Below are 18,350 nucleotides of genomic sequence, written 5' to 3'. Positions count from 1 at the left end.
GACACCCATATGCAAACCAAACTGCTGATCAACGGCCAACTCGTCAACGGTGAAGGGCCGGCCCAATCCGTATTCAACCCGTCCCTGGGCCGGGTGCTGGTGGATATCCACGAAGCCAGCGAAGCCCAGGTCGACGCCGCCGTGCGCGCCGCCGCCAGCGCTTTCGAAAGCTGGTCGCAGACCGCGCCGAAAGACCGCTCCCTGCTGCTGCTGAAACTGGCCGACGCCATCGAGGCCCATGGTCCGGAGCTGGCGAAACTGGAATCGGACAACTGCGGCAAACCCCTGAGCGCCGCCCTCAACGACGAGATCCCGGCCATCGCCGACGTGTTCCGCTTCTTCGCCGGTGCCAGCCGCTGCATGAGCGGTTCGGCGGCGGGCGAATATCTGCCCGGCCACACCTCGATGATCCGCCGCGACCCGGTGGGCGTGATCGCCTCCATCGCGCCGTGGAACTACCCGCTGATGATGGTCGCCTGGAAAATCGCCCCGGCCCTGGCCGCCGGCAATACCGTGGTGCTCAAACCCTCGGAACAGACCCCGCTGACCGCCCTGCGCCTGGCCGAACTGGCGGCGCAGATCTTCCCCGCCGGCGTGCTCAACCTGGTCTTCGGCCGTGGCCCGACCGTGGGCAATCCGCTGGTGACCCACCCGCAGGTGCGAATGGTCTCGCTGACCGGTTCCATCGCCACCGGCTCGCACATCATTTCCAGCACCGCCGACAGCGTCAAACGCATGCATATGGAGCTGGGTGGCAAGGCCCCGGTGATCATCTTCGACGACGCCGATATCGACGCCGCCGTGGAGGGCATCCGCACCTTCGGTTTCTACAATGCCGGCCAGGACTGCACCGCCGCCTGCCGGGTCTACGCCCAGGCGGGGATCTACGAGAAGTTTGTCGAGAAACTCGGCGCGGCGGTCAGCACCATCAAGTACGGCTTGCAGGACGATCCGGAAACCGAGCTGGGCCCGCTGATCACCGCGCAGCACCGTGACCGCGTGGCCGGCTTTGTCGAGCGCGCACTGGCCCAGTCGCATATCCGCCTGGTCACCGGTGGCAAGACGGTGCCCGGCAATGGCTTCTTCTTCGAACCAACGGTCCTGGCCGATGCCCAGCAGGATGACGAAATCGTCCGCCGCGAGGTATTCGGGCCGGTGGTGTCGGTGACGAAGTTTTCCGATGAAGCCCAGGTACTGGGTTGGGCCAACGATTCGGATTACGGCCTGGCATCGTCGGTATGGACCGCCGACGTCGGTCGCGCCCACCGTCTGGCGGCCCGTCTGCAGTACGGCTGCACCTGGGTCAACACCCACTTCATGCTGGTCAGCGAAATGCCCCATGGCGGGCAGAAACTGTCCGGTTATGGCAAGGACATGTCCATGTACGGGCTGGAAGACTACACCACCGTGCGCCATGTGATGTTCAAGCACTAAGTACCAACCCACCAAAACAATACCGAACCGGGACGGGCCGTCATGGCCCGGCCACGGTTTCGGACACCTGAAATCTGCCGATTTTCCGGAGCAATACCGTCATGACTGCACAACCCCATCTCGGCGCAGCCGCCGACAGCGATGCCGAACAGCTGCGCAAACTGGGCTACACCTCGAACTTCAATCGCAGCATGAGCCTGTGGGAAAACTTCGCCCTGGGCTTTACCTACCTCTCGCCGGTGGTCGGCGTCTACACCCTGTTCGGCCTGTGCCTGGCCGCCGGCGGCCCGCCGATGTTCTGGGCCTATCTGCTGGTGGGCTGTGGACAACTGCTGGTGTGCCTGATCTTCGGTGAAGTGGTCTCGCAATTCCCGATTTCCGGTGGCGTCTATCCGTGGGCCCGGCGCCTGGTGGGTAAACGCTGGGCGTGGATGGTCGGCTGGATCTACTCCATCGCCCTCTGTGTGACCATTGCCGCCGTAGCCGTGGGTGCCGGCCCTTACCTGGCGGCGATGCTCGGTTTCGAACCGAGCAACAATACCAATATCGTCATCGCCCTGGTGCTGACACTGTTCGCCACCCTGGTCAACCTCAGCGGTACCAAGGTCCTGGCGCGCATCGCCATGTTCGGCTTTCTCTGCGAACTGGTCGGCGCGGTGATCGTCGGCGTCTACCTGCTGGTGTTCGAGCGTCACCAGCCGATCAGCGTGCTGTTCAACACCTTCGATATCCGCGTCGACGGCTCCTACCTGCCGGCGTTCCTCACCGCGTCCCTGGCGGGCATGTTCCTCTACTACGGCTTCGAAGCCTGCGGCGATGTGGCCGAGGAAACCCCGAATCCGAGCAAGCAGATCCCGGTGGCCATGCGCATGACCATCTATATCGGCGGTATCGCGGCGATGTTCGCCTGCCTGGCGCTGATCCTCGCCGTGCCGGACATGCAGGCGGTGATCAATGGCACCGACAAGGACCCGGTGACCACCATCCTCAACAATGCCTTCGGCAGCGTCGGTTCGAAAGTGGTAATGGGCGTGGTGATGATTTCCTTCATCTCCTGCGTCATCAGCCTGCAAGCAGCCGCCAGTCGCCTGCTGTACTCCTACGCCCGGGATGAAATGGTTATCGGCAGCAGCCTGCTCAAACGGCTTTCGCCGACCACCCAGGTGCCGGTGGCGGCACTGTTCGTCTCCGGCGTCCTGCCGGCGCTGATCATCGCCCTCGGTTTCTTCCTGCAGGACGCGGTGGCGACCATCGTCAGCTTCGCCGCCATCGGCATCTACCTGGCCTTCCAGATGATCGTGCTGGCCGCCCTGTTCGCCCGGGCGCGCGGCTGGAAACCCAGCGGCAAGTTCACCCTGGGCGCCTGGGGCCTGCCGGTGAATATCGGTGCGCTGGTCTACGGCGTCGGCGCCATCGTCAACATGGCCTGGCCGCGCACCCCGGATGCGGCGTGGTACATCAACTACGCCATGGTCCTGAGCACCGCCATCGTCATCGGTCTCGGCCTGCTCTACATGTGGCTGGGCAAGCCTTATGACCGTGGCACTGCGCCGGCGGGCGATGCCTGGAAAATCGGTCGGTAACGGCAAGCGTTGGTAAGTAGCCAAAAACCCCTTGGGTGATCGGTCCTCCGACCACCCAGGACCGGTAAAGAAAATCAATAAATGATCTTTATATAGATCTTAAAGGCACCTTAAGATCCATATAAAGATCATTTATTGTTAAATCCGAGTAAATGTTCTAGGGTTAACGCTATCCATTCACTCCAGGCTTTACACCCCCGATGACCGTTCGCAGTTACTCCCCCGCCAGCCTTGATGCCCTGCAGGTCATGGGCCACGTCATCCGTCTCAAGCGCAAGGAGCGGGGACTGACGGTGCAGGCGCTCGCAGACAAGGCAGGCGTGTCGCGCGGAACGGTTCAGCGTATCGAACACGGTGATCCACGATGCGAAATCGGTGTGGTCTTCGAGCTGGCGACCCTCCTGGGCATCACACTGTTTTCCGATACGACCCCCTTGCCCCATCTGAACACCTACCTGGATGCCAAAATCGCCGTGCTACCGAAAAGGATTCGCACACCGACAAAAAAGGTAAGCAATGACTTCTAACGCCGATCAATGCTTTGTCTGGCTGTGGCTGCCCGATGAAACAGAACCCGTGGTCGCGGGAAACCTGGTTCGTGATAAAAGTCGTTTCGTGTTCGTGTACGGCAAAAGCTATCTGGCACGAAAAAACGCCATCGCGCTGAACCTGCGCGAACTGCCGCTGGGCACCGAGGTCATTGAGCCCATCGACTCCATGACCATGCCCAGTAGCATCCGTGATGGTTCACCAGACGCATGGGGGCGGCGAGTCATCATCAATAGGCTGTACGGCAAGCAAGGCGCAGCCGCTTATAACCAGGACCTGGATGAGCTTACCTACCTGATGGAGTCAGGCTCGGATCGTATCGGAGCTCTGGATTTCCAGACATCCGCCACCGAATTCGTCCCCAGAAACTCCAGATCGGCGACCCTGGATGAGCTGATGCAGGCAGCGGACCTGGTGGACAAGGGAGTGCCTTTACCTATCGATCTCGACCAGGCGCTCAACCACGGGACCTCCATCGGAGGTGCACGCCCCAAGGCACTGATCGAGAGCAACGGGCACAAGTACGTCGCAAAATTCTCAGCGTCAAACGATCAGATCAACGTCGTGAAATCAGAATTTATCGCCATGAAGTTGGCGTCCCTGACCGGTATGAATGTCGCACCCGTGCGGATGGAGCGGGTTCTGGGCAAGGACGTGTTGCTCATCGAGCGCTTTGACCGAACGGCTACGGAAAAAGGCTGGACGAGAAAAATAATGGCGTCGGCACTGACGCTGTTCGGGCTGGATGAAATGCTGACACGCTACTGCAGCTATGAGCAATTGACAGACATCATCCGTGCCGACTTTACCGATCCGAAAGCCGATCTCAAGGAACTGTTCTCACGACTGGTCTTCAACATTCTGTGCAGCAATACCGACGATCATGGGCGTAATCATGCTGCATTTTTTGATGGAAAAGCTTATCAACTGACGCCGGCCTACGATATCTGCCCACAGATGCGTTTGGGAACCGAGGCCACACAGGCCATGCTGATACTGGGCAACAATAACCAGAGTCGACTCTCCGTTTGCCTTGCCGCACGGGAAAAGTTTCTACTCGAAGAAGCCCAGGCACTGGAGATCATCGAACAGCAGTTGGAAGCGATAGCCATCTATTGGTCGAGTGTCTGCGCCGAATCGGGTATCAGTGAGATCGACCTTCAAGTCCTGAAAAGCCGACAGATGCTGAATCCTTATGCTTTTGAAGGGCTGTCCGGGAATGCCGAACGCGTGGCCAATCAAGCAGAACGTATTCGCCGCTCGCTCTAGCGCTGATCCAACACCTCGCCAAAATGCCCTATATAGCGATCATAAAATCACTTTATGATCGCTATATAGATCATTTATGAAAAATAAATCGCACTTAGAACAAATCGATTCAGAGTAATGACGGCACGCTCAGCTCAAAACCGCGAAACGCCCTCCATCACATTCAACAGGCAGCCCAGCGCATTGCGGTCCTCTTCCGACAACGCGCGATAACGCGCCACCAGTTGCAGTTCCTCATCGCTGAGCTTGCGCACCCTGGGTCTGGGCGCGGCCCTGAAGGTCCAGAGAAACAGCATGAAACCGAAGATACTTCGCTGCTTTGACATGGACGCCTTCCCTCTGTGACAGGACCGGAATCGCCTGGAAAAACCGCCTCAGACTTAGCCTAAGGGTAGGAACAATCCGAATTCACCTAAGATCATTTCGAAATTTCCAGAAGGAAAATCTCCTTAACTGTGCAGGGCAGCCCCACTGGTATCCCGATGATGACAGGTGAATATCCTCCGAGCGGGCTCATTCATACCGCACCACCTCAAATGCTTCCTCCACTGCCGGCGCTTCGAAATAGCGGGAAATCACCTCGAACTCGGCCTCGGTGGTCTTGAACGGGTGATCGCCCATTTCATTGCGGACCTTCAGGCGCGCCTTGCACACGTCATCGCCCACATCGAGAAAATGCAGCCGATGGGCAACGCCCGCGCGCTCAAAGACCGACCGGGCCCAAAGCCGGCTGGCCACGGTATTGGACGGAAAATCGAGCACCACCGAGATCCCCGCTTTCAATAGTGCAACGAGATGCTCGGCCAAGGCCCCGCGCAAGCGGGTGGCGCAGCGCACATAGTCGGTGATCTCGCTGATTTCTCCCGGATACAGCCGCGCGAGCCAGACGTCCTCGCTGATCAACACCGTCGAGGGTGTCGCTGCCAGATGTTGCGCTAGCGTCGATTTGCCTGAACCGATCTTTCCACAGACCAGGTGCAGGGTCGGAACAGTATCGCCAGGGCCAGGGGTTTCAGGTTGCGACATTTCAATCTCCTTTTGACGTCCAGTAACCCAGAGAAGCGGCCAGAAAAAACCCGCCTCGGTGGGCGGGTTTCGGGTGTTTTCAGAACACGCGTCAGCCCACCCTCGGATCGAGGGTGGGAATAATCGAGATGTTCAGATGTGAGTTCATGAAACCGACCTTATTCGCTCAAACGCCTTACGGCAAGCTTCCAACCCTCAATCACGCAAATCCGACTCATGAATCGGCTGATCGCGATGGGTCGCACGCTGATACTGCGCCGGCCAGATCGCCTTGCGCCCTCCCAGGTCATCATCGGCATGCAGCGGCCAGTAAGGGTCGCGCAACAACTCACGGGCCAACAGGATCATATCCGCCTGGCCGGTGCGCAGGATATGCTCGGCCTGGGCCGGTTCGGTAATCAATCCGACGGTACCGGTGGCGATATCGGACTCCTTGCGTACGCGCTCGGCAAAACGGGTCTGATAACCGGGGCCCGTGGGGATTTCCGCATTGGCAGCGGTGCCGCCCGAAGACACGTCGATCAGGTCGACACCCAAGGCTTTCAGACGCCGCGCCAACTCCACCGTTTCGTCCGGATTCCAGCCGTCTTCCACCCAATCGGTCGCCGACACTCGCACAAACAGCGGCAACTCGTCAGGCCAGACCGCCCGCACCGCTTCGGTTACCTGCAATACCAGGCGGATACGATTTTCGAAGGAGCCACCGTATTGGTCACGGCGCTGATTGCTCAAGGGCGATAGAAACTGGTGCAGCAGATAACCATGGGCCGCATGCACTTCGACCACTTTGAAACCAGCAATCAGTGCCCGCTTGGCCGCCGCGACAAACGCCTGGATCACCTCGGCGATGTGGCTCTCGTCCAGGGAGGTGGGCGATGTGTGCTGCGGATCGAAGGCAATCGACGAAGGGCCGACCGGGGTCCAGCCACCGTCCTCGGGCTTGACGCTGCCATGCTTGCCCAGCCAGGGTCGATGGGTGCTGGCCTTGCGCCCGGCATGGGCCAGCTGGATCCCCGCCACCGCGCCCTGGGCGGTGATAAACCGGGTGATACGTTGCAGCGGTTCGATCTGTTCGTCGTTCCACAGGCCCAGGTCCTGGGCGGTGATCCGGCCATCGGCGGTGACCGCGGTGGCTTCGGTGAAAATCAGCCCGGCCCCGCCCACCGCCCGACTGCCCAGGTGGACGAGATGCCAATCGTTGGCGAGGCCGTCGACACTGGAGTACTGGCACATAGGCGAGACCGCGATGCGGTTGAGCAGGGTCAATTGGCGAAGGGTATAGGGTTCGAGCAGCAGACTCATGGGGCACCTCTCAAATCAAGTGGGCTGGCTCCAGGGTTCTGTTAGAACGTCGGCAAGTGACAAGAGTGGTGGAGAACCGCCCCCCAGCGGGTAAAAAACAGGACGACGTCACAAGACCATTCAGACAGTGCTTACAGACTAGTCGACAACGGCACAGGCGGGAGGGTTCAGCGGATTTAAACCGGCTGAATCGCCTGTAACCTGCCCTCATAACATCAATCAACACGGTCCCTGCAGGAGCCGGCTTGCCAGCGATGGCGTCCGGGCAGGCGATACAAGACCCAAAGGCCTCATCGCCGGCAAGCCGGCTCCCACGGAAGACGGACCGCATCCCCTCAACAGGTCTCAGCGCGGCTCGATATGGGCAATCATCAACTGCACGCTTTCCTTGCCACGGAACTCGTTGAGGTCGAGCTTGTAGGCCAGCTCCACCCAGTCGACCCGCGCGTTGGTCCACAGCTCCGGATCGATACCGAAGGCAATACCATCAAGCTTCAGCGAACCGCATTCGCTTTTCAGCACCACCTTCAGATGCCGCTCGCCGACGATGCGTTTTTCCACCAGTTGGAACACACCATGGAACAGCGGCTCGGGGAAATGCTGGCCCCAGGGACCGGCATTGCGCAGCGCCCGGGCCAGTTCCAGGTTGAACTCCTCGATGGCCAGCGAACCATCGGTCTGCAGGCGTCCGGTCAGGTCGTCTTCCGACAGCTGACGGCGCACTTCGGCGTCGAAGGCTTCGGCAAACAACGGGAAATTTTCCTGGGGCAGGCTCAGACCCGCCGCCATGGCGTGACCGCCGTACTTGCCCATCAGCTCCGGGTATTGCGCCGCCACCACGCTCAAGGCATCGCGAATATGGAATCCCGGCACCGAACGGCCGGAGCCCTTGAGCATGCCATCGCCCGCATCGGCAAAGGCGATGGTCGGACGGTGATAACGCTCTTTCATTCGCGAGGCGAGGATACCGATCACCCCCTGGTGCCAGTCCGGCTCGAACAGGCACAGGCCGAACGGCATCGACTCCAGCGGCAGGTCCTTGAGCTGGGCCAGCGCTTCGCGCTGCATGCCCTGTTCGATGGACTTGCGGTCCTTGTTCATCTCATCGAGCTGGCTGGCCATTTCCAGGGCCAGGGCCGGGTCCTCGCAGAGCAGGCATTCGATGCCCAGGCTCATGTCGTCCAGGCGCCCCGCCGCATTCAGACGCGGGCCGAGGATAAACCCCAGGTCGGTGGAGGTCAGACGAGAATGGTCGCGCTTGGCCACCTCCAGGATCGCCTTGAGCCCCGGCCGCGCACGCCCGGCGCGAATCCGCTCGAGGCCCTGGTGCACCAGGATGCGGTTGTTGGCATCCAACGGTACCACGTCGGCGACGCTGCCCAGCGCCACCAGGTCGAGCAGTTCGCCGATATTTGGCTGCGGCGCGCTGGCGTACCAACCCAGGCTGCGCAAACGCGCACGCAAGGCCATCAGCACGTAGAAAATCACCCCGACGCCGGCCAGGGCCTTGCTCGGAAACTCGCAGCCCGGCTGGTTGGGGTTGACGATGGCATCGGCCGCCGGCAATTCGCTGCCGGGCAAGTGGTGGTCGGTGACCAGCACCTGAAGCCCCGCCGCCTTCGCCGCCTGTACGCCCTCGATGCTGGAAATGCCGTTGTCCACGGTGATCAGCAATTGCGGCTCGCGCTGCAAGGCCACGGCGACAATTTCCGGAGTCAGGCCATAGCCGTATTCAAAGCGGTTCGGCACCAGGTAATCGACATGGGCCGCCCCCAGCAGGCGCAGCCCCAGAACCCCGACCGTGCTGGCGGTGGCGCCGTCGGCATCGAAGTCGCCGACGATAAGGATCCGCTGACGCTGCTCCAGTGCAGTCACCAGCAGGTCCACCGCCGCGTCGATGCCCTTGAGTTGCTGGAAGGGAATCAGCCGCGCCAGGCTCTTGTCCAACTCGTCCTCGGACACCACGCCGCGCGCGGCGTACAGGCGGGTCAACAACGGCGGCAGATCACCAAGAAACGGCAGTGTGGCGGGCAGCGGGCGGGGTTCAATACGCATGGGAATAATTAACCGCGCTCGCCCATCAGCCATTCCAGCTGGACTTCATGCTGGCCACGATCGTCGGTGACGAAGATCGTGCCTTCGCTGATCATCACGTCCCACTTGATCACCCGCGGCATGTCCTTGGCCAGGGTCTCGAGGATTTCCTGGGGCACGGCGGCGATATTCACGTTCTTCAGGTTCTTCACCGCGTCGACCACCTTGGTCTGCCAGACCCGCAGGCTGCCGTAGGCCAACAGGCTGGTACGCTCGGTACGACGGGAGCACCAGGTCAGGCGATCGGCGTCCGGCTGGCCGACTTCGATCCAATGCAGTACACGATCATCCAGGCTCTTTTCCCACAGTGCCGGCTCATCCACTTCCGACAGACCCCGACCAAAGGACAGCTGCTCGTTGTACCAGAAGGCGTAGGCCAGCAGACGCACGGTCATGCGTTCCTCGGTTTCCGACGGGTGGCGGGCGATGGTCTGGTTGACGCTCTCATAGACCCCGCGATCCAGGTCGGTGAGGTTCAGGTTGAATTTGTAGGTCGTGGACGGCTGGGCCATGAACAGGGCTTCTAAGGACGAGGAAAGGCGGCCAGTCTAACCGATACGCGGGGCAAGCAACGACTGCTCGCAGTTATGCGGATGGCGCCAGCCATGATAAAAGGCTCTATTGCCCCGTGTTGTCCTACAGGATCTACCATGCCGCTCACCGCCAAACCCCTTTCCGGCCTGAAGGTCATTGAGCTCGGTACCCTGATCGCCGGCCCTTTCGCCTCCCGCATCTGCGCCGAATTCGGCGCCCAGGTGATCAAGGTCGAATCGCCGGACGGCGGCGACCCGCTGCGCAAATGGCGCAAGCTCTACGAGGGCACCTCGCTGTGGTGGTTTGTCCAGGCGCGCAACAAACAATCCCTGACCCTGAACCTGAAACACCCGGACGGCCTGGCCATCCTCAAGCAGTTGCTGAGCGACGCGGACATCCTGATCGAGAACTTCCGCCCCGGCGTGCTGGAAAAGCTCGGTCTCGGCTGGGAAACCTTGCATGCGCTGAACCCGAAACTGGTGATGGTGCGCCTGTCGGGCTTCGGCCAGACCGGACCGATGAAGGATCAACCAGGCTTCGGCGCGGTCGGTGAGTCCATGGGCGGCTTGCGCTACATCACCGGCTTCGAGGACCGCCCACCGGTGCGCACCGGGATTTCCATCGGTGACTCGATTGCCGCGCTCTGGGGCGTGATCGGCGCGCTCATGGCCCTGCGTCATCGCGAAGTCAACGGCGGCAATGGCCAGGTGGTGGACGTAGCCTTGTACGAAGCGATCTTCGCCATGATGGAAAGCATGGTCCCGGAGTTCGATGTGTTCGGCTTTATCCGCGAGCGCACCGGCAACATCATGCCGGGGATCACGCCCTCTTCGATCCACACCACGGCCGATGGCAAGCATGTGCAGATCGGCGCCAATGGCGATGCGATCTTCAAGCGCTTCATGCAAGCCATCGACCGCAACGACCTGGCGGACGACCCGGTACTGACCAGCAATGATGGCCGCGACAGCCGGCGTGACGAACTCTATGGCGTGATCGATCGCTGGGTGAACAGCCAATCGCTGGACGCGGTGCTCACCACCTTGAACCAGGCCGAGGTGCCGGCCAGCCGGATCTACAGCGCCGAAGACATGTTCAGCGACCCGCAGTTTCTCGCCCGGGAAATGTTTATCCAGGCCAAGCTGCCCGACGGCAAGGCTTTCAAGATGCCGGGGATTGTGCCGAAACTGTCGGAGACCCCGGGCTCCAGCGAATGGGTAGGACCGGAACTGGGCGAGCACAACACCCCGATATTGGCTAGCCTCGGTTATGACGCCGCGCAGATTGCCCGCTTGCGCGATAGCGGCGCTATCTAGGGTGCCGTGGTGGCAAGACTTTGACCTGACTGCGCAGAAGGTATGGACCTCATGAGTCCTCGATTTCTCTGGCAACACGTGCTCTGTCGACGACCAGCCCTCGCCCTGCTGGCGGCGCTCGCCTGCGCCCTGCCGAGCGTTGCCGAGGCCAAGGACACGCTGATCTGGTTGCTGCGGGACCTGCCGCCACTGACCATTTTCGACGGCCCGCAAAAAGGCCTGGGCGCCATCGATCAACTGCGCCAGCTGTTGACCGCCGCCATGCCCGAGTACGAGTACACATCCTTCCGGGTCAACCGCGCGCGGGCCATGCAGATGCTCGCCGAGCCTTCGTTCACCTGCGACCCGGTCCTGCTCTGGACCGCGGAGCGAACCAAGAAAATTGTCTTCTCGATTCCCAGCCTCGGCCTGGCCAGCAACGGGCTGGTGGTACGCCAGGAGGACCGTCGGCTGATCGAGCCGTTTGTCCAGGACGGTGAGGTCGACCTCGCCGCCCTGCTGGCCAGCGACCAGCTCAAACTGGGGATTGTCGCTGGACGCAGCTACGGCCAGTCGATCGACGATCTGTTGCAACGGACAGCCGCGACCCACCTGACGCCGCATTTCGGCAACGATGCCCTCGGCAACCTGTTGCAAATGCAGCGTCTCGGACGCTTGACCGCGCTACTCGGCTACTGGCCGGAAGTCCGCTACCTGGCCCAGCAACAAGGTATCGCCACCGAGAGCCTGGCGTTCTATCGGCTCAAGGGCACCGCCAAGTACCAGTTTATTCGCGTCGGTTGCTCGGACACGGAGCAGGGGCGCACGGCTGTCGCGCACATCAACCAGATCCTGCGTGAAGTGCGCCAGCATCAGTTGCTCGATTTCTATGTGCAATGGCTCGACCCGCAACAACGGGACAGCTATCGGGAAGACGCCAGGCAGTTTTTCCTGGCGCCTGAGGACCAGTGACAAACGCCAGACAAAAGAAACCCCGAGAAGTGGGGAAACGACTCGGGGTTAAACGTGGCCTACAAAGACCAGTACGACAAGCTACAAGCACCGGAGCACAATGCCTGATCCTGCCGTTATAAATCTGACACCCCTTTCGGAAAAAAGGTTCCCCAAAAAATTCTACACTCGAGCCGAGCGGAACATCTTGTCCTCAGCCGCATGACGCAAGGCCGCGATGACGCAGGGTTCCAGGCGTCCTTCGGCAATGCGCAGGTCGCGATGCAGCCCATCGACCACATCGGTCAACAAGCGCTTGTCGTTGAGTTGCGCCTGGCTGATTTCACGGGTCACCAGGATCAGGCCGGCGCGACTGTTCACGGTCAGCAGACACTCACCGTGACTTCCCGAGGGCGTCAGGGTGACGGGATAAGGACTCAATGCTTCATTCAGCAACAGACTGATACTTTCCATCTCGATCACCACTCAATAGTCAAAACCCGACAGGTCAAAAACAAGGGGGCTGGAGTCAAAGACCGCCAGTCAGAGAAGAAAGTTCGTCAAGCCAGCTAACCTGATATCGGTAGAAGCCGCGCCTCAAGACGCTGCGTCTACCGTTCCATTGCGAGCATGAACGAGAAAGATGACAGAGAGAAAACAACGAAATTCAGCGTCCCCGCCGCCTTTGCGCATCATCCTGGCAGACGATCATCCGATTTTCCTGATCGGCCTGCGCGCCGTCCTCGAACGCGATCCCGGACTGAGTGTGGTCGGCGAGGCCAGCTCGCCAGAGGATCTTCTGGAGCTTCTGCAACGTTGTACCTGCGAGGTACTGGTCACCGACTTCATGATGCCGGTCGAACAGCAGAGCGACGGCCTGCGCATGCTTGAAAGCGTAACTCGGCAACACCCGCAACTGCCGGTCGTGGTGGTGACCATGCTCAACAACGCCGGGCTGTTCCGCTCCATTCTCGATCTCGGGGTCATGGGACTGCTGAGCAAGGCCAGCCTGGCCGCCGAGCTGCCGGAGGCCATCGCCCAGGTCCGCCACCGACGGCCCTATGTGGCCAACTCGATTCGCCAGACCCTGGCGCTGGCCGGCGAGGTCGGCGAACACCGCCTGGGCGACCAGGAGCAACTTTCACCCCGGGAGCTGGAGGTGACACGCCTGCTGGCGGCCGGGCGCACCGTCGGTGAAATCGCCACGCAGTTGTGTCGCAGCAAGCAGACGGTGAGTGCGCAGAAGGTCAGCGCCATGCGCAAGCTCGGCCTGTCCAACGATGCGGCGTTGTTTCTCTACCTGCAGGAACATGGCCTGGCCTGAGGGGGTCGGACGCTACAGATTGACGCTGTGCAGGGCGGCGTGTTTCAAAGGCCCGGCCAAGGGGTAAACCGGGCCGAACCCCGCCACTTCAAGCCAGGACAAGAGTTCGGCGCGGCTCATGGACACGGCGACGAAGTCCCCCTGAACCAGCGAGTCGCCCAGGGCCATGACGGCCTGGTAGTCGCTTTCGCTCTCGATCCCGCTGAGCACCACCTGCAAGTTCATGCCCCGCGCCATGCGCAAGGCTCCGGCGACAATCGCCGACTTGCGTGAATCCGCGGCCATCCCGACCACGAAGGGCGCGGTGATCTTCAGTTCGGTGAAAGGCAGTTCGAGCAGGCGCTGCAGGCTGCCGCCGCCCATGCCGAAATCGCCGACGGACAGCTGGCAGCCCAGCATGCGCAACCTCAGCAAGCCTTCAGTCAGCGCAACGCTGCTGCCGGACTCGGTGGTTTCCAGGACCTCAAGGGTCAAGCGCTCGGCGGGTAACTCGAAGCGCTCCAGCAAGGCCTTCAGCCGCTCGGCGAAGTCCAGTTGCTCCAGCAGACTCCCCGGAATACTCACCGCCACCGGCAAGGCCTCATCCGTGGCGAAACGCACCTCGGCCGACAGACTCACCGCCAACTCCAGCACCTGCCAGACCAGCGGCTGCGCCAGCCCCGCGTACTCCAGTACCGGCATGAAACTGCCAGGCAGCAACAGGCCTTGCTCCGGATGCTGCCAGCGCGGCAACACCTCGACCCCGGCGACTCGACCGTCATGGGTCAGCTTGGGCTGAAAGTGCGCGGTCGCGTATTTTTCGATAGCCGAAGCCCCGGCGCAGGCCTGGAGTTCGTGCAGCGACAGCAACTCGCAGACCTGGGCCAGCGGCAGGCCAGGGCGCTGCCGGGCGAAACGTTGCTGGTAGCTCGCCAGCAAGTCCGCCAGGGCCGCGGCCGACGCCGGTTTGCGCAGGCAGCCGAGGACATGCAGCCCCTGCTGGCGTGCCATATGCGCAGCCCCCTCGAGCACCTCCTGCTCGGCACTGCTGAGAATGATCAGTGCCTGCGCTTCCCGCCCCTCGGCCAGGGAACGAATCAACTCCAGGCCGTCACCCGCCTCCAGTTGCAGGTCGCAGATGGCCACATCGATAGGGCCGCGATTGGCCAACGACTGGCGTGCACTCTCGACATTTTCCGCCGTCAGCACATCAAAGACGCCAGTGGCATTGAGCATCTGGTGCAGGGCCATCAGTTGAAAAGAGTTGTCTTCAAGAATCAGGACTTTGAGTGCGCGCATCGAGGGTCTCCACAAAATGAGGCGGTCGTGGTCCGCAATGACCCTCGACTTTAATCAACCGCCCACCCGCGCCCCATAGGACAAGTCCTAAAATGCCGGGATATCCGCCTGCAGATGCGGCTCGATATCCTCCAGCACCCGTTCGATGGCCTGCTTGAGTGCCTGCCAGTCCGCCGCCACCCGTTCGTTGGACTTGAGCCGCACGCAGCTGTCGAGGTCGGCGCAGGCATGGGCCAGGGCGATGGCATCGATCAGACAGGCGATGCCCTTGAGCCGATGGACCGCCACCGCCAGGCCTTCCCAGTTGTGCAACTCGGCCGCGACCTCCAGGGCCCCGCGCTCCTGTTCGAGATTCTTGCGCAGCTCCAGCAACATGCGGCGCATGACCTCGGCATTGGCACAGGTCATGGCGCTCAGGGCCTGAATATCAAAGGAACGCCCGGGCACGATGCTCGCCAGCAGTTGCGCCAGCTCGTCCAGGGAAACCGGCTTGACCAGCAGTTCGGTCATGCCCGCCTGCAGGCAGCGTTGGCGTTCGTCGCTCATGGCATTGGCCGTGCAACCGACCACCGGGCACGGCGGACGCCGCTCCTCGGACTCGATCCGGCGTATCGCCTCGGCCAGCGCATAGCCGCTCATGTCCGGCATATTGCAATCGGTGATCACCAGATCGAACGGTTCCTGCTGCAAGGCCTGTAACGCCGCCTCGCCACTCTGGCAGGCAACGACCTGCTGGCCGAGAAAGCTCAACTGCTGCTTGAGCACCAGGCAGTTGGCGGACAGGTCGTCGACAATCAACAGCTTGAGCGACGGCAGCCGAGGCCTGGACTCCTCCACTGCGGCAGGCGCGGCCGGGGCCTGCTCCACGGGCTTGAGCGCCAGCTCGATACGCACCCGCGTGCCATCTCCCGGCCGGCTCAACAAGACGATACTGCCGCCCATCAACTCCACCAGTTGCTTGCAGATACTCAAGCCCAGGCCCGTGCCGCCATATTCTTCATCGGCCTGACCACGGATCTGGACAAAGGGCGCGAAGAGCGTCTTCTGCTGTTCGAGGCCGATCCCCTTGCCGCTGTCTTCGATGCTGATGCGCAGGGTTTCCAGGTCCGCGGTGCACGACACACTGCGCACGTGAATGTGCACGAAGCCCTCGGCGGTGAATTTCAGCGCATTGCCGATCAGGTTGTTCAACACCTGGCGCAAACGCAGCGGATCGAACCAGTAATCCCCCTCCAGCCCTGGCTCTACCTCCAGGCTCAGCTCAATGCCCTTGCCCCGCGCCGCGGCCTCGAACAGTTGCAGCACGCTTTCCAGAAACCCGACCAGGGAACCGGCACGCAACGCCAGGTGCATGCCGCCGGCCTCGATCTTCGCCAGATCGAGGCTGTCGCCGATCAAGGCCGTCAGTTCCTGCGCCGATTGATACGCCACCTGCAGCGCCTGGGAGAGTTCCTGTCCATTGGCCCGGGCCTGCTCGCGCTCGAGTTCGAGCAGGCCGATGATGGCCACCATGGGGGTGCGGATCTCATGGCTCATGGTGGCCAGGAACGCACTCTTGGCCTGGTTGGCCTGCTCCGCCTGCTGGCGCGCTTCCATCAGTTGGGCCTCGAGCTGCTTGCGTTCGGTGATGTCGATCCAACCACCGAGCAGTCCCTGCAACTGCGCCTCCGCCGAGTAGAACGGCACCATCCACTGATAGATATCGATCCGGCCGCTGGCGAAGTCGAGCTGGCGGTCCTGGAACAGCGGCTGCTGGGTCTCGAACAACTGGATAAACTCGGCATGCAGTTGCTCCGCGGTGGCCTGGGGCAAAATATCCACTTCGGTGATCCGTCGGCCCTGTACCTGCTCCAGGGTGGTGGCAAAACGTTCCTCGTAACTGCGGTTGCAGGTTATCAGGCGACCGTCCAGGTCGCGCACGAAGATGGGATTGGGGATACCGTCCAGCAAGGCGCGCTGGAAGGCCAGCTGATCGCTGAGCTCCTGTTCGGCCCGGCGGCGCTGGCGAATCTGGACGTTCAGTCGGCGGTTCCAGGCCAGGGACACGCCCCCCAGCAGGATCATCACCGCCGTCAGGCCATAGACCCAGCGCGGCACCCGCTCCCAGACCGGACGCATCGGCGCCACGCCGATCGCGCCATGCCATTTGATCCGCAACGCGCGCAGCTCGGCCACGGGAAACGCCTCCAGGGCCTTGTTCAGGATACTGAGCAGTTCCGGCTCGGTCTTGACCACCGAGAAACTGTCCGCCGACCAGAGTCCCTCGACACTGCGCCCGACCTTCAGTCGTCCGGGTGGATACAGGTAGGCCCGCGTATCGCTCTGGATCGTCGCGGTCGCCTCGCCGCGCTCGACCATCGCCCTGGCCTCCTCCGGCGTCTTCACCGTGATCAGTTGGATATCCGGGTAGTTCTTGCGGATCATCGGCTCCAGCGCATGTTTCTCCGGCATCACCAGCACCCGCCCGGACAACTGCGAGAGCGAGCCGAGGGGCGAGTCGTGCACGCGCACCACGAACACCCAGGCACTGCCGCCAAAGGCATAGGTGAAGTTCAGGAAGGTCTTGCGCTCGACACTTTCGGCCAGCGTGGTGCTCATCAACGCCTTGCCGTCGTGAAGCAGATCGACACTTTCAGCCGTGGAGCCGGTTTCGCGGAACTCGAACTGCAGGCCGGTCATGCGCGAAATGCGCGACAACAGGTCCGGATTGAGGCCGACCCAACGGTTGTGACCATCCTTGTAGATATGCGGCGGATACGGCTGGGCCACCACCGTGACCTTGGGGTGACGGTCGATCCAGGCCCGCTCCGCGGCGGTGAGACTGATGCGCTGCTGAGTGATGTCCGAGCCGAAGCCGGTGGTCCAGCGGGCGAGGATCTCCCGCCGCGTGGCGTTGTCGGTATTGTCCAGGACCCGCTCCACCAGAGCGCTGAGCACATGATCGGACTCACGCGTGGCAAAGGCGAAGCCAATCGGCGGCAAGTCGCTCTTGTCCTTGATGTGCACGCCCATGTAGGGCCGCAGGCTCTTGTAGGCGCGGACAATCACCTCGTTACCGATAAACGCCTCGACCTCGCCCTGGGACAACGCCTCCAGGGCACTGTAGAGGGTCGGGGCGAGGATGATTTCGCTCTGCGGGTAGGTGGCGTGTACCACCTGGGCGTCGGCGTAACCGTCGAGCAGCACCACCTTCTTGCCGTTCAGATCGTGAAAGCCATGACCGCCGACGCGGCCGACGATCACCGAACGGTCCGGCATATAGTCGCTGGAGAACGTCAACCCGGGCACGCCTCGCTCGTAACCGTTGGCACTGGTGAGGATATCGATCTGCCCGCTGCGCAGGGCCTCGACCGCCTGGTCGCGCTCGCCGAAGCCGAGGACCTGGACTTCGACCCCCAGGCGATCGCGGATCAGCCCGACGTAATCGGCACTGATGCCCTGGTAGCGGTTACGATCGTTGGTGATGTCGACGGGTTCATAGTCGGCAACCGAAATCCCCACCCGCAAGGTCCGTTCGGGCCCCAGCCATTGCTCCTCCTCCGGGCTCAGGGACAGCCGGTCGACCTCGACGAACGATGGCGGCAGGCTGAACGGCAGGCCCTGGGCCGCCATCGCACTGACGGGCACGCAGAGCAACAGCCACCCGCACAGACTGGCCAGAACGGATTGTATGGATCGACCCAAAAACACCATGACGAACTACCTGCCCCC

General features: G+C 61.8%; 15 protein-coding genes. 7 read left to right on the top strand and 8 right to left on the bottom strand.

Features of this window, described 5'->3' with window-relative positions; genetic code table 11:
• The first annotated feature begins 9 nt into the window (after nucleotides 1–9).
• The 4 genes from M5C01_RS20000 to M5C01_RS19985 all read left to right on the top strand — a co-directional run bounded on the left by M5C01_RS20000 (nucleotide 10) and on the right by M5C01_RS19985 (nucleotide 4,835).
• Nucleotides 10–1,434: a gamma-aminobutyraldehyde dehydrogenase gene (locus M5C01_RS20000; RefSeq protein ID WP_152740187.1), complete on the top strand. Its 1,425-nt coding sequence runs from the start codon at nucleotides 10–12 to the stop codon at nucleotides 1,432–1,434.
• Between the two features lie 101 nt (nucleotides 1,435–1,535).
• Nucleotides 1,536–3,017: an amino acid permease gene (locus M5C01_RS19995; protein WP_103494924.1), complete on the top strand. Its 1,482-nt coding sequence runs from the start codon at nucleotides 1,536–1,538 to the stop codon at nucleotides 3,015–3,017.
• Between the two features lie 200 nt (nucleotides 3,018–3,217).
• A complete protein-coding gene (locus tag M5C01_RS19990) occupies nucleotides 3,218–3,544 on the top strand; it encodes a helix-turn-helix transcriptional regulator (RefSeq protein WP_103494923.1) in 327 nt (108 codons plus the stop codon).
• A complete protein-coding gene (locus M5C01_RS19985; RefSeq protein WP_152740186.1) occupies nucleotides 3,534–4,835 on the top strand; it encodes a HipA domain-containing protein in 1,302 nt (433 codons plus the stop codon). The genes M5C01_RS19990 and M5C01_RS19985 overlap by 11 nt, the downstream gene beginning before the upstream one ends.
• A 134-nt stretch (nucleotides 4,836–4,969) precedes the next feature.
• Here M5C01_RS19985 and M5C01_RS19980 read toward each other — a convergent pair whose 3' ends face one another.
• The 5 genes from M5C01_RS19980 to M5C01_RS19960 form a co-directional block, all read right to left on the bottom strand.
• Nucleotides 4,970–5,161 (bottom strand): hypothetical protein, encoded by a 192-nt coding sequence (locus M5C01_RS19980; RefSeq protein WP_103494921.1) that lies wholly within the window; start codon nucleotides 5,159–5,161, stop codon nucleotides 4,970–4,972.
• A 187-nt stretch (nucleotides 5,162–5,348) separates the two neighbouring features.
• Nucleotides 5,349–5,861 carry an ATP-binding protein gene (locus M5C01_RS19975; protein WP_152740185.1) on the bottom strand — a complete coding sequence of 171 codons (513 nt, stop codon included), beginning with the start codon at nucleotides 5,859–5,861 and terminating at the stop codon, nucleotides 5,349–5,351.
• A gap of 195 nt (nucleotides 5,862–6,056) precedes the next feature.
• Complete coding sequence (locus tag M5C01_RS19970; RefSeq protein ID WP_152740184.1) at nucleotides 6,057–7,163, bottom strand: NADH:flavin oxidoreductase/NADH oxidase; 1,107 nt, start codon at nucleotides 7,161–7,163, stop codon at nucleotides 6,057–6,059.
• 345 nt (nucleotides 7,164–7,508) lie between these two features.
• Nucleotides 7,509–9,218 (bottom strand): single-stranded-DNA-specific exonuclease RecJ, encoded by a 1,710-nt coding sequence (recJ, locus tag M5C01_RS19965; protein WP_103494918.1) that lies wholly within the window; start codon nucleotides 9,216–9,218, stop codon nucleotides 7,509–7,511.
• A gap of 8 nt (nucleotides 9,219–9,226) precedes the next feature.
• Complete coding sequence (locus M5C01_RS19960) at nucleotides 9,227–9,769, bottom strand: YaeQ family protein (RefSeq protein WP_100944687.1); 543 nt, start codon at nucleotides 9,767–9,769, stop codon at nucleotides 9,227–9,229.
• A 138-nt stretch (nucleotides 9,770–9,907) separates the two neighbouring features.
• On the opposite strand from M5C01_RS19960, the gene M5C01_RS19955 reads away from it, so the two are divergent.
• Both M5C01_RS19955 and M5C01_RS19950 read left to right on the top strand, forming a co-directional pair.
• Nucleotides 9,908–11,107: a CaiB/BaiF CoA-transferase family protein gene (locus M5C01_RS19955; RefSeq protein WP_103494917.1), complete on the top strand. Its 1,200-nt coding sequence runs from the start codon at nucleotides 9,908–9,910 to the stop codon at nucleotides 11,105–11,107.
• Between the two features lie 51 nt (nucleotides 11,108–11,158).
• Nucleotides 11,159–12,058, top strand: a complete 900-nt coding sequence (locus M5C01_RS19950; protein WP_103494916.1) for a TIGR02285 family protein — start codon at nucleotides 11,159–11,161, stop codon at nucleotides 12,056–12,058.
• A gap of 162 nt (nucleotides 12,059–12,220) precedes the next feature.
• Here the strand turns inward: M5C01_RS19950 and M5C01_RS19945 are convergent, their stop codons facing one another.
• Nucleotides 12,221–12,511 (bottom strand): DUF3509 domain-containing protein, encoded by a 291-nt coding sequence (locus tag M5C01_RS19945; RefSeq protein ID WP_103494915.1) that lies wholly within the window; start codon nucleotides 12,509–12,511, stop codon nucleotides 12,221–12,223.
• Nucleotides 12,512–12,680: 169 nt separating this feature from the next.
• Between M5C01_RS19945 and M5C01_RS19940 the strand changes: the two genes are divergently transcribed.
• On the top strand, nucleotides 12,681–13,361 hold the full coding sequence (locus tag M5C01_RS19940) for a response regulator transcription factor (protein ID WP_152740183.1): 681 nt from the start codon (nucleotides 12,681–12,683) through the stop codon (nucleotides 13,359–13,361).
• A 12-nt stretch (nucleotides 13,362–13,373) separates the two neighbouring features.
• On the opposite strand, the gene M5C01_RS19935 is transcribed toward M5C01_RS19940, so the two are convergent.
• Both M5C01_RS19935 and M5C01_RS19930 read right to left on the bottom strand, forming a co-directional pair.
• Entirely contained in the window at nucleotides 13,374–14,639 is a 1,266-nt protein-coding gene (locus tag M5C01_RS19935) for an EAL domain-containing response regulator (RefSeq protein ID WP_152740182.1), read from the bottom strand.
• 87 nt (nucleotides 14,640–14,726) lie between these two features.
• Nucleotides 14,727–18,251, bottom strand: coding sequence for a transporter substrate-binding domain-containing protein (locus tag M5C01_RS19930; protein ID WP_152740264.1), 3,525 nt, complete (start codon nucleotides 18,249–18,251; stop codon nucleotides 14,727–14,729).
• Nucleotides 18,252–18,350 lie beyond the last annotated feature (99 nt).

It is taken from the genome of Pseudomonas sp. MWU12-2319, assembly GCF_023242525.1.
Lineage (GTDB): Bacteria > Pseudomonadota > Gammaproteobacteria > Pseudomonadales > Pseudomonadaceae > Aquipseudomonas > Aquipseudomonas gingeri_D.
Note: the sequence above shows the minus strand (reverse complement) of the source record. Positions and strands in the feature narration are given on the sequence as shown.

Coding starts and splice junctions, on each gene's coding strand:
- M5C01_RS20000 (WP_152740187.1), top strand. CDS start 10: ATGCAAACCAAACTGCTGATCAACGGCCAACTCGTCAACGGTGAAGGG.
- M5C01_RS19995 (WP_103494924.1), top strand. CDS start 1,536: ATGACTGCACAACCCCATCTCGGCGCAGCCGCCGACAGCGATGCCGAA.
- M5C01_RS19990 (WP_103494923.1), top strand. CDS start 3,218: ATGACCGTTCGCAGTTACTCCCCCGCCAGCCTTGATGCCCTGCAGGTC.
- M5C01_RS19985 (WP_152740186.1), top strand. CDS start 3,534: ATGACTTCTAACGCCGATCAATGCTTTGTCTGGCTGTGGCTGCCCGAT.
- M5C01_RS19980 (WP_103494921.1), bottom strand. CDS start 5,161: ATGTCAAAGCAGCGAAGTATCTTCGGTTTCATGCTGTTTCTCTGGACC.
- M5C01_RS19975 (WP_152740185.1), bottom strand. CDS start 5,861: ATGTCGCAACCTGAAACCCCTGGCCCTGGCGATACTGTTCCGACCCTG.
- M5C01_RS19970 (WP_152740184.1), bottom strand. CDS start 7,163: ATGAGTCTGCTGCTCGAACCCTATACCCTTCGCCAATTGACCCTGCTC.
- recJ (WP_103494918.1), bottom strand. CDS start 9,218: ATGCGTATTGAACCCCGCCCGCTGCCCGCCACACTGCCGTTTCTTGGT.
- M5C01_RS19960 (WP_100944687.1), bottom strand. CDS start 9,769: ATGGCCCAGCCGTCCACGACCTACAAATTCAACCTGAACCTCACCGAC.
- M5C01_RS19955 (WP_103494917.1), top strand. CDS start 9,908: ATGCCGCTCACCGCCAAACCCCTTTCCGGCCTGAAGGTCATTGAGCTC.
- M5C01_RS19950 (WP_103494916.1), top strand. CDS start 11,159: ATGAGTCCTCGATTTCTCTGGCAACACGTGCTCTGTCGACGACCAGCC.
- M5C01_RS19945 (WP_103494915.1), bottom strand. CDS start 12,511: ATGGAAAGTATCAGTCTGTTGCTGAATGAAGCATTGAGTCCTTATCCC.
- M5C01_RS19940 (WP_152740183.1), top strand. CDS start 12,681: ATGACAGAGAGAAAACAACGAAATTCAGCGTCCCCGCCGCCTTTGCGC.
- M5C01_RS19935 (WP_152740182.1), bottom strand. CDS start 14,639: ATGCGCGCACTCAAAGTCCTGATTCTTGAAGACAACTCTTTTCAACTG.
- M5C01_RS19930 (WP_152740264.1), bottom strand. CDS start 18,251: ATGGCGGCCCAGGGCCTGCCGTTCAGCCTGCCGCCATCGTTCGTCGAG.